At 64.0% G+C, this 13,124-nt stretch carries 15 protein-coding genes; 7 read left to right on the forward strand and 8 right to left on the reverse strand.

From position 1 onward, the window contains the following. The 3 genes from EN884_RS07285 to EN884_RS07295 form a co-directional block, all read right to left on the reverse strand. Window positions 1–761 (reverse strand): BatA domain-containing protein (locus EN884_RS07285; protein ID WP_206617568.1); only part of this gene is annotated, 761 nt, incomplete at its 3' end. Next, on the reverse strand, window positions 758–1,720 hold the full coding sequence (locus tag EN884_RS07290; protein WP_013529967.1) for a DUF58 domain-containing protein: 963 nt from the start codon (window positions 1,718–1,720) through the stop codon (window positions 758–760). The genes EN884_RS07285 and EN884_RS07290, both read right to left, overlap by 4 nt. After that, entirely contained in the window at window positions 1,720–2,724 is a 1,005-nt protein-coding gene (locus EN884_RS07295; RefSeq protein WP_013529968.1) for a MoxR family ATPase, read from the reverse strand. The genes EN884_RS07290 and EN884_RS07295 overlap by 1 nt, the downstream gene beginning before the upstream one ends. Before the next feature lie 154 nt (window positions 2,725–2,878). On the opposite strand from EN884_RS07295, the gene EN884_RS07300 reads away from it, so the two are divergent. From EN884_RS07300 to EN884_RS07310, 3 genes are read left to right on the forward strand one after another with little or no spacing between them, the layout of a single operon-like run. Beyond that, window positions 2,879–3,508, forward strand: a complete 630-nt coding sequence (locus tag EN884_RS07300) for a DUF1285 domain-containing protein (RefSeq protein WP_013529969.1) — start codon at window positions 2,879–2,881, stop codon at window positions 3,506–3,508. Next, on the forward strand, window positions 3,508–4,143 hold the full coding sequence (locus tag EN884_RS07305; protein WP_063168849.1) for a CoA pyrophosphatase: 636 nt from the start codon (window positions 3,508–3,510) through the stop codon (window positions 4,141–4,143). Before EN884_RS07300 ends, EN884_RS07305 begins: the two co-directional genes overlap by 1 nt. Then, window positions 4,140–5,405, forward strand: coding sequence for a CCA tRNA nucleotidyltransferase (locus EN884_RS07310; RefSeq protein ID WP_063168848.1), 1,266 nt, complete (start codon window positions 4,140–4,142; stop codon window positions 5,403–5,405). The genes EN884_RS07305 and EN884_RS07310 overlap by 4 nt, the downstream gene beginning before the upstream one ends. A 1-nt stretch (window position 5,406) precedes the next feature. On the opposite strand, the gene EN884_RS07315 is transcribed toward EN884_RS07310, so the two are convergent. From EN884_RS07315 to hemF, 3 genes are all read right to left on the reverse strand, one after another. Next, entirely contained in the window at window positions 5,407–5,592 is a 186-nt protein-coding gene (locus EN884_RS07315) for a DUF1059 domain-containing protein (protein WP_013529972.1), read from the reverse strand. Between the two features lie 200 nt (window positions 5,593–5,792). Next, window positions 5,793–5,999 carry a DUF1344 domain-containing protein gene (locus EN884_RS07320; RefSeq protein WP_245491904.1) on the reverse strand — a complete coding sequence of 69 codons (207 nt, stop codon included), beginning with the start codon at window positions 5,997–5,999 and terminating at the stop codon, window positions 5,793–5,795. A 364-nt stretch (window positions 6,000–6,363) separates the two neighbouring features. After that, window positions 6,364–7,278 (reverse strand): oxygen-dependent coproporphyrinogen oxidase, encoded by a 915-nt coding sequence (hemF, locus tag EN884_RS07325; RefSeq protein ID WP_024504549.1) that lies wholly within the window; start codon window positions 7,276–7,278, stop codon window positions 6,364–6,366. Between the two features lie 114 nt (window positions 7,279–7,392). Here hemF and EN884_RS07330 point away from each other — a divergent pair, with 114 nt between their 5' ends. Further along, the gene (locus EN884_RS07330; RefSeq protein ID WP_013529975.1) at window positions 7,393–7,650 is read left to right on the forward strand and encodes a hypothetical protein; all 258 of its coding nucleotides are present in this window, start codon (window positions 7,393–7,395) and stop codon (window positions 7,648–7,650) included. A 103-nt stretch (window positions 7,651–7,753) separates the two neighbouring features. On the opposite strand, the gene soxR is transcribed toward EN884_RS07330, so the two are convergent. Beyond that, window positions 7,754–8,227, reverse strand: a complete 474-nt coding sequence (gene soxR / locus EN884_RS07335) for a redox-sensitive transcriptional activator SoxR (RefSeq protein ID WP_063168847.1) — start codon at window positions 8,225–8,227, stop codon at window positions 7,754–7,756. A gap of 132 nt (window positions 8,228–8,359) precedes the next feature. Beyond that, window positions 8,360–8,818 (reverse strand): tRNA (cytidine(34)-2'-O)-methyltransferase, encoded by a 459-nt coding sequence (locus EN884_RS07340; RefSeq protein ID WP_063168846.1) that lies wholly within the window; start codon window positions 8,816–8,818, stop codon window positions 8,360–8,362. Window positions 8,819–9,261: 443 nt separating this feature from the next. On the opposite strand from EN884_RS07340, the gene EN884_RS07345 reads away from it, so the two are divergent. From EN884_RS07345 to EN884_RS07355, 3 genes are all read left to right on the forward strand, one after another. Further along, on the forward strand, window positions 9,262–9,657 hold the full coding sequence (locus tag EN884_RS07345; RefSeq protein WP_082826695.1) for a hypothetical protein: 396 nt from the start codon (window positions 9,262–9,264) through the stop codon (window positions 9,655–9,657). 29 nt (window positions 9,658–9,686) lie between these two features. After that, window positions 9,687–11,564, forward strand: a complete 1,878-nt coding sequence (locus EN884_RS07350; protein ID WP_063168844.1) for an ABC transporter ATP-binding protein — start codon at window positions 9,687–9,689, stop codon at window positions 11,562–11,564. A 10-nt stretch (window positions 11,565–11,574) separates the two neighbouring features. Then, a partial coding sequence (locus EN884_RS07355; RefSeq protein WP_164894940.1) for an ABC transporter ATP-binding protein occupies window positions 11,575–13,124 on the forward strand: 1,550 nt, incomplete at its 3' end.

Genomic DNA, 13,124 nt, shown 5'->3' on the forward strand with positions numbered 1-13,124 from the left:
GCGGTGACCTGCGCCGGGGCAGGGTCGCCCGGCGCGCGGATGGCGGTCAGCGCAAAGCCGTCGACCTGGTTGTCGGCGGCGGTCAGGCCCGTCAGCGACAGCCTGTCGGCGGTTGCCCAGACGACACGGGCGGCATTTTTCGACAAAAGCGTGTTGAAGGCGGCTTCATCGCCTTTTGCCGCCAGGCCGTCGGCAAGCACGGCGACACTGGCCCCGGGCAAGGTCTCCAGCACGCCGGCGACGCGGGCATAGACGGCGGGCCGGTCGGTCGGGATCGGCCGCGGCTTGGCGGCGCGCAGCCGGTCAAGGGCGGTGGCGGCATCGAACGGGCCGATCTCGGCATTGGCTTTTTCGGCGGTGAAGGCGATGACGACCGGCACGCCGTTGGAGCCGGCGTCGTTGATCAGCCGCTCGGCGGTGGCGACGCGTTTGCCCCAGTCGGCGGCACTTGCCCAGTCATTGTCGATGACCAGGGCAAGGGCGGCTCCTTCGGCCGGCAGCTTTTCACGCGGATTGAAGACCGGGTCGGCCAATGCCGCGACGATGAGGGCCGCCATCAAGAGCCTGAGCAGCGTCAGCCACCACGGACTCTGCTGCGGCGTCTCCTCGCGCTTCAGTACGCGCGCCAGGATCTTCAGCGGCGGGAAGATCTCGGTCTGCGGCTTGGGCGGCGTCAGCCTGAGCAGCCACCAGATCACCGGCAGTGCCAGCAGGCCCCACAGCACCATGGGGGCGCCAAAGGAGAGCGGCAGCCAACTCATGCGACAGCCTTTCCTGGCCGATCGCCACCAGCGATGCCTGCACGACCGCCAGCGGTCGGCCTGACCGAGGGGCCATCAGTGGTCATCGCCATGTGCAGCCGCACCAGCGCGTCGGAGGCGAGCCGATCGGTGTGGTTGACGGTAAAGCTCCAGCCAAGCCGCTTGCACCAGGCGGCCAGTTCGTGGCGGCGGGCGGTGTAGAGCAGGCGATACTCATCACCCAGCATTTCGGCGCGGCCGGCGGTCAGCTTGTCGCCGGTCTCGGGATCGGTGAATTCGGTGCGGCCGGCATAGGGGAAGGTCTCCTCGGCCGGGTCGGCGACCTCGATCAGGTGGGCGCGCACGCCGTGGCGGGCCAGCACGTCGAGCCAGGCCATCGTCTCCTCGACGGGATCGAGGAAGTCGCTGACGATGACGATGTCGCAGAAGCGCCTGATGTCGGACAGGTCGGGTTTTGCCGGCAGCTCGCCGGCATGCATCAACTGGGCGGCAATTCGTTCGGCGCCGTTGCGGGCGGTGAACGGGTCGGTGAGGCCCGGCCAGGCGATGCGTTCGCCGCTGCGCGACAACAGCTCGGCCATGGCCAGCGCCAGCACCAGCGCGCGCGATTGCTTGGAAACGCTGGCGCCTGTCGATTTGTAGAGCATCGACGGCGAGGGGTCGGCCCACAGCCAGACGGTATGGGCGGCTTCCCATTCGCGGTCGCGCACATAGGTGTGGTCGTCGCGGGCCGAGCGGCGCCAGTCGATGCGCGAGGAATCGCCCTCGACATAGGGCCGGAACTGCCAGAAATTCTCGCCGATGCCGCGCTTGCGGCGGCCGTGCCAGCCGGCGATCACGGTGTTGACGATACGGCGCGCCTCGACCAGCAGGTCTGGCACAAGCGAGGCCCGCAACCGGCCACGGGCGAGCGCGTCGCGCGTCGCTGCCGGAGCCTGGACCTCGCCGATGCGCGGCATCAAATCCCTTTCACGAGTTTCGCCACCACGTCACGCACGCTGGTGCCTTCGGCGCGGGCGGCGAAGGTCAGCGCCATGCGATGCTGCAGCACCGGCTCGGCCAGCGCACGGACGTCGTCGACCGAGGGCGCCAGCCGTCCGTCGTAAAGCGCGCGCGCCCTTGTGCACAGCATCAGCGCCTGGCTGGCGCGCGGGCCGGGACCCCAGGCGACGTTCTTATCGGTCTCGGCATTGCCTTGGCCGGGACGCGCCGAGCGCACCAGCGTCAGGATCGCCTCGACGACGCTTTCAGGCACCGGCATGCGGCGGATCAGCGTCTGGATCTCCTTCAGCCGCACCGGCTGCAGCACGTTTTGCGCTTTCGCGTCCTCGATGCCGGTGGTTTCCAGAAGGATGCGGCGCTCCGCCTCGATTTCGGGATAGAGGATGTCCACCTGCATCAGGAAGCGGTCAAGCTGTGCCTCGGGCAGCGGATAGGTGCCCTCCTGCTCCAGCGGGTTCTGGGTTGCCAGCACGTGGAAGGGCGCCGGCAGGTCATGGCGGGCGCCGGCAATGGTGACGTGGTATTCCTGCATGGCCTGCAGCAGCGCCGACTGAGTGCGCGGCGACGCGCGGTTGATCTCGTCGGCCATCAGCAGCTGGGCGAAGATCGGCCCGGAGATGAAGCGGAAGGAGCGTTTTCCGGTCTCGTCCTGCTCCATCACTTCGGAGCCGAGGATATCGGACGGCATCAGATCCGGCGTGAACTGGATGCGACGCGAATCGAGGCCGAGCACGATGCCAAGTGTTTCGACCAGCTTGGTTTTGGCGAGACCCGGCACGCCGACCAAAAGCGCATGGCCACCGGCCAGCAGCGCCACCAGCGTGCGCTCGACGACGCTTTCCTGTCCGAAGATGACCCGGCCGACCCCGTCGCGGATCCGGGAGATGTCGGCAAGCGCCTTCTCGGCCTCGGCGATCATGTCCTTTTCGCTGATCGGGCTTTCCTTGACCATCACGCTCATGCCGCATCGATCCTTGTGGTTGGAATACCATGGCTGGAACAACGGCTGCACCATACCATAAGTTGCCGCGATTCGGCCTCGCGTGGCGCCTACATCGAAACTTAAATCACAGACTTAGGCTGACAAGCGGAACAACAGTGACTATTTCGTGACCATGACGGGACCCTTGGGACATCGTGAAGAAAGCCTGACTGATGCCACCGAGGCGCGTGGTCTCGAGGCGCTGATCTCGCGCGCCGCCCGTGCCGGCAAGGGCGCGGCACCTGTCGAACGCTGGAATCCCGACTTCTGCGGCGATCTGGACATGGAGATCAAGGCCGACGGCACCTGGTTCTATCTGGGCACGCCGATCGGGCGCATGCCGCTGGTGCAGCTTTTCTCCTCGGTGCTGCGCAAGGACGCCGATGGCAGGACCTATCTGGTGACACCGGTAGAAAAGGTCGGCATCCGCGTCGCCGATGCGCCGTTCATCGCCGTCGAAATGGACGTTTCGGGCAGCGGCGAGGCGCAGACAATCACCTTCCGCACCAATGTCGGCGACGTCGTCGAAGCCGGGCCGGAACGGCCGCTGCGGTTTGTCGATGAGAACGAGACCGGCGGGTTGAAGCCCTATGTGCTGGTGCGTGGCCGTCTGGAGGCGCTGGTGGCGCGGCCGGTGATGTATGAACTGGTCGGGCATGGCGAGGAGATCGAAATCGGCGGCGAGACGATGTTCGCGGTGCGCTCCAAGGGCGCCGTGTTCCCGATCATGCCGGCGGACCAGTTGAAGCGGCTGAGCGCGTGATGGACCAGGTGACGCCGGCGCCGTTTTCATCCGCGGATTTTCGCGCGCGCTTTGCCGTGCAGCCCGATGCACATGCAGGCGACGACGACTATGGCGACCATCGCTTCAACCCCGGCCATCCGCGCCTCAACCAGGGCAAGGCGCTGCGCAATGCCGCGGTGCTGATCCCGGTGGTCGATCATGAGGGCGATGCGACGGTTCTTCTGACCAAACGGGCCGAAAAGCTGCGCAGCCATTCGGGGCAGGTGGCCTTTCCCGGCGGCACTATCGATCCGACCGATCCGAGCCCTGAGGCGGCGGCGCTGCGCGAGACCTTCGAGGAGATCGGGCTTGGCCGAGATGGCATCGAGATCATCGGCCGCATGCCCGACTATGTCGCCGGCAGCGGCTACCGCATCGCCCCGGTGCTTGGCATCGTGCGGCCCGGTTTCCAACTGACGCTCAACGCAGACGAGGTCGATGCCGCTTTCGAAGTGCCGCTGCGCTTCCTGATGGACCCGGCCAACCACAAGCGCGACAGCCGTATGTGGAACGATCTCGAATGGTTCTTCTACGACATGCCTTACGGCGACCGGCGCATCTGGGGCGTCACCGCCGGCATCATTCGTACTCTCTATGAAAGGCTCTATGCGTGAGTGTCTCGATCGCGGGCAGGGCCGATTGGCTCACCGACAAGCATCTACAGCGCCTGCTGTTCGCATTGGCCGAAGGCGGTGAAGAGGCGCGAGTCGCCGGCGGCGCGGTGCGCAACACGCTGATGGACCAGCCGGTCGCCGACATCGACATCGCCACCACCTGCTTGCCGCAGCAAACCCTCCGCCGCGCCGAAGCGGAAGGGTTCAAGGCGGTGCCAACCGGCATCGAGCATGGGACGATCACCGTGGTTGCCGGCGGAAAGCCCTATGAAATCACCACCTTGCGCGCCGATATCGAAACCGACGGGCGGCGCGCGAAAGTGTCGTTCGGGCGCGACTGGAAGCTCGATGCCGAGCGGCGCGACTTCACCATCAACGCGCTCTATGCCGAGGCCGATGGCAAGGTGGTCGACCTGGTCGGCGGCATTGCCGACATCGAGGCGCGCCGGCTGCGATTCATCGGCGACCCGGAAGCGCGCATTCGCGAAGACTACCTGCGCATCCTGCGCTTCTTCCGCTTCTTCGCCTGGTACGGCGACGGACGGCCCGACGCCGAGGGGCTGAAAGCCTGCGCCCGTCTGAAGGAAGGGCTGGCCCAGCTTTCGTCCGAGCGCATCTGGTCGGAACTGAAGAAACTTTTGTCGGCGCCCGATCCGTCACGGGCGCTGCTTTGGATGCGGCAGGCAGGTGTCTTGACCGCGGCGCTGCCGGAAAGCGAGAAATGGGGTATCGATGCCATCCATGGGTTGGCCAAGGCCGGCAAGGATCTGGGCTGGGCACCCGACCCGCTGCTCAGACTGGAAGCGATCGTGCCGCCCGATGCCGCTCGCATGAAGTCGCTCGCCGAGCGGCTCAAACTCTCGACCGCCGAAGCGGATCGCCTGCGCCAATGGGCGCTCGCCACCGCCGTCGAGCCGAAGACGACCGAGGGCGAACTGGCAAAAAGGCTCTATCGCGGCGACCGGCAGGGGTTTGTCGACCGTCTGCGGCTGTCGCTTGCGGCAGCCAGGATGCGCGCCGTCGAGGACAATGAGGCGCTGCTCGAAGCCGGTGGCTTTTCGCGCCTGCTTGGCTTCGCCACCAAATGGGAAAAGCCGTTGTTTCCGCTGAAAGGTGCCGATCTGACGGCGCTCGGCGCAACTCCAGGCCCGAAACTCGGCGAAATCCTCAGGAATCTCGAAGCGGAATGGGTCGAAGCCGGGTTTGCCCCTGATCGCGACGCGCTCCTCAAGCGCGCCGCCGAAGCCTTGCAGGCCGGGTAGATCAGGCCGCGTCGCGGGTCTTTTCGATGCGCGAACGGATCGCCTCGATCATCGTCTCGCGGATGACCGTCTCACCATGTGTCTCGCGCATGTGCTCGACGGCACGGCGCATGACCTCGGCTTCCTCGTCGGCACGTGTGTGCCAGTCACAGCCGGGCACGAGCGACCCGCAGTGAAATTCCTTCATGAGATTTCTCCTTTTCTCCGTGGAGCCTGGTCGAGGCTCCGGCACTTTTTTGGCCCATGTCCGGTTCCAGGGTTGAAACCGCGGACCGCGAACGGGTGAGAAGCATAACACAGATGGGGTGGTATTGGTTGCCGTCAACGGCAAAAGGGCGGAGCAGCATCGCTCCGCCCTCGTCTCGTCCCGTTTTGGCGGGCAGGCCTTCACTTGGCGATCTTGACAGCCTCGGCAATCTTTTTCTTGCCGCTCATGTCCCATGAGACACGGACCTTTTCACCGACCTGCAGGCCAGGATCCTTGAAGGTCTTGGGAAGCGTAAAAGACGATCCATCGTCGAGGACCAGGCTCATGGCCGTCGTGTCAAAGGTCTTGATCGTCCCGGTGGTGTGCTTGACGGCGGCGAACGCCACCGAACCGGAAGCGAGAAGGCAGCGGCGGCCGACGAAACAATGATCTTGCGCATTGCGAAGTACTCCTGGAAAGGCGGGTATCTTTTTGACGAAGATGTCCCGCGTCGTCTTGGGCCGTCCGGTCGCGTCGGGTCGCGGCTCGCTTTGTCTTGACGCAATTCCGGTCGGAAAGCCGTTTCGCACTTTCCTGAAATTGCGCGCAGGCGAACCGCCGGCGCTTCCCGACCCCGCGCCACAAATAGACCAGTCTTTTCAAGAGCCTATTAGACGAAAAAGAAATTTTTCGCCGCACCGTGTGCCACATTCCATGCCCAATTCGAGCGAATGGGACATCAATGCGGCTCACGCCGGGCTCACCATTTTGTTACGGCCAGCGGACCTCGGGCGGCAGGCTGGAGAGGATGGCGGCGACATTGCCGCCGGTCTTCAGTCCGAATATGGTGCCGCGATCGTGAAGCAGATTGAATTCGACGTAGCGGCCGCGGCGGATGAGCTGTTCGTCACGGTCGCCATCGGTCCAGTTCTCGTTGAAGTTGGCGCGCACAAGGTGGCCGTAGACGACGAGAAAAGCGCGGCCGACATCCTGGACGAAGTTGAAATCGGCATTCCAGCCGCCCTTGTCCTCACCCGAATGCAGCCAGTCGAAGAAGATGCCACCGGTGCCGCGCGGCTCGTTGCGGTGCGACAGATAGAAGTACTCGTCGCACCAGGCCTTGAATTTTGGGTAATCGGCCACCGCGACATTCTTCTCGCAAGCGAATTGCATGGCGCGGTGGAAGGCGACCGTGTCGGGGTCGTCCTGGGTGCGGCGGCGATCGAGCACCGGTGTCAGATCGGCACCGCCGCCGAACCATTGGCTGGATGTGACCACCATGCGCGTGTTCATGTGCACGGCCGGAACGTTGGGATTCCATGGGTGCGCGATCAGCGAAATGCCGGATGCCCAGAAGCGCGGGTCTTCCTCGGCACCGGGCATCTGCTTCCTGAATTCGGGTGAGAACTCGCCATGGACGGTCGATGTGTGGACGCCGACCTTTTCGAAGACGCGACCGTGCATCATCGACATGGTGCCGCCGCCGCCGCGCCCCTCGTCACGTTCCCATGGCGTCTTTTCGAAGCGGCCGGGCGACCACGAGGCCAGCGGCCCGCCAAGATCCTGCTCGATCTGCTCGAAGGTGGCGCAGATGCGTTCGCGCAGCGCCTCGAACCAGAGGCGCGCCTTCATCTTCTTCTGTTCGATGTCGGCGGGCAGGCCCGCCGGTATTTCTGGTCGTTCCAAATGCCGTCTCCGGTTGGGGCGGCGAGTCCCACAAATGACTCGTCTTTTGCCGGCGCGATCCCTAATCTCTTAGGGGACAGGGTCAAGTGTCATTACGGTGCAAGGAGTTGTTTCGTGCGCACCCCGGCAAGACCGCCGCTGGATGGCCTAAAGAAAAGGCTCGACCAAAGCCGTGCCGAGCGCGTGCGTATGCCGCGCGACGGTTTCCTGCGCGAGACCTTCGTGCTGCCACGCTCCGATGCCCGGCTCAAGGCCAAGGAATGGTTCGAGCGCTTTCCCAAGCAGGCCTACTGGACCGAGATCGAAAGCTGGTTCGAGCGGCCGGGCGACCTGATCGAGTTCACCATCAGGCGGTTGCCTGCGGCCGACTAGGATTTCGTCGCCCCGTTTACGGGGAGAGGGTGCCGGCAGGCAGGTTGAGGAGCGGCACGAACCTCTCAATGCTGGCGCCGCCCCTCATCTGCCTTCACTGCGTTCAGGCACCTTCTCCCCGTGAACGGGGAGAAGGAAGAGCGACCAGCCTCCTTGCCCCCGTTCCCTCGCGTGCCAGCCGGTCACCCTTGTTGCGCAGCGGGCATTTGTCGATCGACATGCAGCCGCAGCCGATGCAGTCGGTCAGCCCTTCGCGCAGTTTCTTCAACTGGGCGATCTTGTGATCGAGCCCGTCGCGCCAGGCGGTCGACAAAAGGTTCCAGTCGTCGCGCGTCGGCGTGCGGCTTTCGGGCAGTGATTCAAGTGCGGCACCGATTTCGGCCAGCGAGATGCCGACCTCCTGTGCGACCTTGATGATCGCCACGCGCCGCAGCACGTCGCGGCCGTAGCGGCGCTGGTTGCCCGACGTGCGGTGGCTGCGGATCAAGCCGCGGGCCTCGTAGAAATGCAGCGCCGACACCGCCACCCCGCTGCGCATGGCCACCTGGCCAACCGTTAATTCCGTTACAGGCGCCATGTCTGATTTTCCGTCCCGATTTTTCTGCTTGACCTCAAGTTAAGTTGAGCTTGTAGCGAAGAAACCCTGGATGTGCAAACGAAGGAGAAGGCGATGTGCGCCTGGGTCGAGATGTCGGGAGACGGAGTGCCGTTATCCGAGTTGCCGGATGGCTTCGCCCACCACCATGGCGACGGAGAGCGCCACGTTGATGCTGCGCGCCGTACCCTGCATGGGGATGGTCAGGCGCGCATTCGCCGCCTGATGGACAGGATCCGGCACGCCTGCGGATTCGCGGCCGAACAGGAGGACGTCACCGTCCGCGAAGCTGAAGCTGGTGTAGGCCGTCGTGGCTTTGGTCGACAGCAGCACCAGCCGGTGCGAACCAGCCTTGCGCCATTCCTCGAAGGCGTGCCAGTCGACATGCCGGGTCAGGGCAGCCATTTCGAGGTAGTCCATGCCGGCTCGCTTGAGCGACTTGTCGGAGAGCGGAAATCCGGCCGGTTCGATGATGTCGACGCCAAGTCCGAGGCACGCGGCGAAGCGCAGGATTGTTCCGGTGTTGCCGGCAATGTCAGGCTGGTAGAGCGCGATGCGGAGACGACGGTTCATTTCCGCGTCCTTCTAATAAGTGGCGGATCGGCCACAGCGGCTTGGCGGTTTTGGAAATTGCTGGACCTGCGGGTGGCCATTTTCTGCGAAGTCGGGTATACAACCAGCATTGTCAACCCGAACCGATGGAGGGGTAATTCATGATGACCATGCACATCCAGCGCCCCTCTCGTGGGCTTACCTGCCTGCCGGCGGTTTCGGTACGACGATTCTCCTGACTCTCTAAGACTTGATCGCACCGATTCCCGCCGAAACGATTTTTCGGCTTCCGAAGGAATCCTGCGATGTTTTTCAAAAAGTCAAAAGGGCTGAACGCCCCAACTGAAGCTGTCCGGACCGACACTCGTCATGTCCGGACCGATGCAATGCGTGTCTCCGGGCGAATGCCGGCGGACGATATTGCTTCGCCTTTTTATCTCGATTTTCACACGGAGGACGGACCGATGTTCGATCCCTACAGAATACCGGGCTCGAGGAGCCTGCATATCCACCGACTGCCGACCTGGGCGCTGCTGATCGGCGACACCTATTCGTCGGCGGTTCACGCCGAGGTTCGCCGCCGGCCGCATCGCGGCATGCTGCCGGATGTCGATTTTTCGCGCGCGGTTCCCGATCCCGGGCGGCCGTCGCTGGTGCGCCGGATCATCCGGCTGATCCGGCCTGGCCCGAAAAACCGGGCTGGCGGCACCGTGTCGTCAGGATCGTCTGGCGCAGCTGTCGGCGAAAAGCCCGCGAGCCCCTATATTGCGCGAAGCATTGCCGACGGTCCGGGTGATTCCGGACCGTCGGCACTCGACGCCATGGGTTCCGGGGACTTCGTACGCTCACGTGCCGCGTAAGCGGCAAACACATTTCACAGGCATGACCTATGTTGTTGTTTAGCTGGTTTGAAAAAAGGCTCGATCCGTTCCCCGCGGCGGAACCGGTCGAGCCGCCCAAGACGCTGGTTGCCTTCTGCGTGCATTATACGCGCGGCGCCTGGCCCTATATCCTTTTCGACGCAGTGCTGGTGACGGCCATCGCGATCGCGGAAGTGTGGATGTTCGGCTTCCTCGGCCGCATCGTCGACTGGCTGTCGGGGCAGAATCGCGAAACCTTCCTGCAGACGGAAGCCTGGAAGCTTGCCGGCATGGCCTTCATCGTGCTGTTCGCACTGCCGGGCACCGTATGGCTGCATTCGCTCCTCAACCAGCAAACGCTGATGGGCAACTATCCCATGCGCATCCGCTGGCAGGTGCACCGCTATCTGCTCAAGCAGTCGATGAGTTTCTACCAGGACGAGTTCGCCGGCCGCATCGCGACCAAGCTGATGCAGACGGCTCTCGCCGTGCGCGAATGCGTCATCAAGGTGATCGACGTCCTGAATTACGTTATCGTCTACTTCCTCGGCATGCTGCTCATCGTCGGCTCGGCCGACTGGCGGCTGGCCGCGCCGCTCGGCGTCTGGCTGGTCGGCTATATCCTTTTGCTGCGGTTTTTCATTCCCCGGCTGGGCAAGGTCGGCGAGGAACAGGCCAATGCGCGCTCGATCATGACGGGCCGGGTCGTCGACAGCTACTCAAACATCCAGACGGTCAAGCTGTTCAGCCATGCACGCCGCGAAGCGTCATTCGCCAAAGACGGTATGTCCGGCTTTCTCGAAACGGTCTACCGGTCGATGCGCCTGGTGACAGTGCTTTTCGGCTCGCTCTACATACTGAACGCGCTGCTCTTGTTCTCGGTGACCGCGATGGCGCTGTGGCTGTGGCTGGGGCAAGCAGTGACGATCGGCGCGGTCGCCGTGGTCATCGGCCTTGTGCTCAGGTTGTGGGGCATGTCGCAATGGATCATGTGGGAAATGTCGGGCCTGTTCGAGAACATCGGCACGGTGCAGGACGGTATCGCCTCGATCTCGCTGCCGCGCCTTGTCGAGGACCGGCCGGACGCGAAGGAGATCAGCGTTTCCAGGGGTGAGATCCGCTTCGAGGACATTCGCTTCCACTACGGCAAGCAGAAGGGTGTGATCGAGGGCCTGTCGCTGGCGGTGAAGCCGGGCGAGAAGGTCGGCATCGTCGGCCGTTCCGGCGCCGGCAAGTCCACGCTGGTCAACCTGTTGCTGCGCTTCTACGACCTCGAAGCCGGGCAGATATTGGTCGATGGCCAGGAAATCGCCGCTGTGAAGCAGGATTCGCTTCGTGCGCAGATCGGCATGGTCACGCAGGACACCTCGCTGCTGCATCGTTCGGTGCGCGAGAACATCCTTTATGGCCGGCCCGATGCAACCGACGAGATGCTTGTCGAGGCGGCGCGGCGCGCCGAGGCGCTGGACTTCATATCGGGGCTTTCGGATGCCAGCGGCCGCAAGGGCTTCGACGCCTATGTCGGTGACCGCGGCGTCAAATTGTCCGGTGGCCAGCGGCAACGCGTCGCCATTGCTCGCGTTATGTTGAAGGACGCACCTATACTTATCCTTGACGAAGCGACCTCGGCGCTTGATTCCGAAGCCGAGGCGGCGATCCAGGAGAATCTCTACAAGCTCATGCAAGGCAAGACCGTCATCGCCATCGCGCACCGGCTGTCGACCATCGCGGCGATGGACAGGCTGGTGGTGATGGACAAGGGCCGTGTCATCGAGGAAGGTTCGCACGAAGAACTCGTCGCCAAGGGCGGGCTCTACGCGCAGCTCTGGCAGCGCCAGTCGGGCGGGTTCCTGCTTGAGGACGGTCCCGCCAACGACGCACTTGCAAAGAGGCAAGCCGCAGAATGATGGCCGCCGCATGATGACAGCCGTCTATCGCTGGTTCGAGAACTGGGTCTATCCGTTCAGGGAGCCGGCGAATCTTCGGCCACCGATCAGTGTCGGCGGCTTTCTCTGGCACTATGTCGGCCAGGCGAAGTTCGCCTTCTTCGCCATGCTGGTCATCGGCGGCATCGCGCCGCTGGTCGAGGCCGGCCTGTTCTACTTCGTCGGGCGGCTGGTCGATATTCTCGACCAGCTTCCCGCCGAGCGCAGCTGGCACGCACTGTGGGCCGCCGCCGGCCCTGAACTGGTTTTCATGGCCGTGGTGGTGCTGGTCATCCGCACCGTCGTCGTCGGCCTGTCGGCGCTGGTCGACGAACAGACGATCACGCCGGGCTTCTACAATCTGGTGCGCTGGCAGGCGCACCGGCATGTCTCGCGCCAGTCCTACGCCTTTTTCCAGAACGATTTCGCCGGCCGCATCGCGACGAAGGTCTGGCAGGCGGGCCAGGCGACCGGCGACTTGATGGAAAGCTTCATCGAGGTCGTCTGGTTTATGATCGTCTACACGGTGACGACGCTGGCGCTGGTCGCAGGCCTCGATCTCAGGCTGGCGGTTCTGGTGGTGATCTGGATTTCCGCCTTCGGCTGGCTGGCCAAGCTCTATTTGCCGGCAATCCGCAAGCATGCCGAGGAAACAGCCGAGGCCGGCTCGATGATCACCGGCCGCATCGTCGATTCCTATTCCAACGTGCAGACGCTGAAACTGTTCTCGGCCGATGGCGACGACCGCTACATCAGGAACGGTTTCGACATCTATCTCGACGCATTGCGCCCGTTCACCCGCCGGCTGACCGGCGTGCGCATGGCGCTGACCACGCTGTCGGGCATCATGATCACGGCGATCGGCTGCTTTGCCGTCTATCTCTGGGTCGAGGGCTCGATCACCGTCGGCGCGGTCGCCTTCACCCTGTCGCTGGTGCTGCGGCTCAACATGCTGCTCGGCCGGCTGATGATGCAGCTCAACAGCATCTTGCGAAACCTCGGCGTGCTGGAGAATTCCAAGGCGCTGATCTCGCAGCCGCTCGGCCTCACCGATGCGCCCGACGCCAAGGAACTCGTCGTTGCGGGTGGCCGTATCGCGGTGAAGAACGTCGAGTTCCACTACGGCAAAGGTTTCGGCGTGCTGAACGGCATCGACCTTGTCGTCAGGCCAGGCGAGAAGGTAGGGCTGGTCGGACCGTCCGGCGCCGGCAAGACGACCCTCGCCAATCTGATCCTGCGCCTCTACGATCTCGAGAGCGGGTCGATCACCATCGATGGCCAGGATGTCGCCAAAGTTACGCAGAATTCGCTGCGCGCCAATATCGGCGTCGTCAGCCAGGACACGGCGCTGTTCCACCGTTCGCTGCGCGACAACATCAAGCTCGGCATGCCTGACGCGACCGATGCGGAGGTGATCGCGGCGGCGAAAAAGGCTGAGGCGCACGAGTTCATCCTGACCTTGCGCGACAACAGGGACCGCGCCGGCTACGAGGCGTTTGTCGGCGAGCGCGGCGTCAAGCTGTCGGGAGGCCAGCGCCAGCG

Origin of the sequence: Mesorhizobium sp. M7A.F.Ca.AU.001.01.1.1 (assembly GCF_004022735.1) — a bacterium.
GTDB classification, from domain to species: Bacteria; Pseudomonadota; Alphaproteobacteria; order Rhizobiales; family Rhizobiaceae; genus Mesorhizobium; species Mesorhizobium ciceri.

Bases quoted from the DNA above. Each gene is read 5' to 3' on its own strand.
- EN884_RS07290 (WP_013529967.1), bottom strand. From the start codon at position 1,720: ATGCCGCGCATCGGCGAGGTCCAGGCTCCGGCAGCGACGCGCGACGCG.
- EN884_RS07295 (WP_013529968.1), bottom strand. From the start codon at position 2,724: ATGAGCGTGATGGTCAAGGAAAGCCCGATCAGCGAAAAGGACATGATC.
- EN884_RS07300 (WP_013529969.1), top strand. From the start codon at position 2,879: ATGACGGGACCCTTGGGACATCGTGAAGAAAGCCTGACTGATGCCACC.
- EN884_RS07305 (WP_063168849.1), top strand. From the start codon at position 3,508: ATGGACCAGGTGACGCCGGCGCCGTTTTCATCCGCGGATTTTCGCGCG.
- EN884_RS07315 (WP_013529972.1), bottom strand. From the start codon at position 5,592: ATGAAGGAATTTCACTGCGGGTCGCTCGTGCCCGGCTGTGACTGGCAC.
- soxR (WP_063168847.1), bottom strand. From the start codon at position 8,227: ATGGCGCCTGTAACGGAATTAACGGTTGGCCAGGTGGCCATGCGCAGC.
- EN884_RS07340 (WP_063168846.1), bottom strand. From the start codon at position 8,818: ATGAACCGTCGTCTCCGCATCGCGCTCTACCAGCCTGACATTGCCGGC.
- EN884_RS07345 (WP_082826695.1), top strand. From the start codon at position 9,262: ATGTTCGATCCCTACAGAATACCGGGCTCGAGGAGCCTGCATATCCAC.
- EN884_RS07350 (WP_063168844.1), top strand. From the start codon at position 9,687: ATGTTGTTGTTTAGCTGGTTTGAAAAAAGGCTCGATCCGTTCCCCGCG.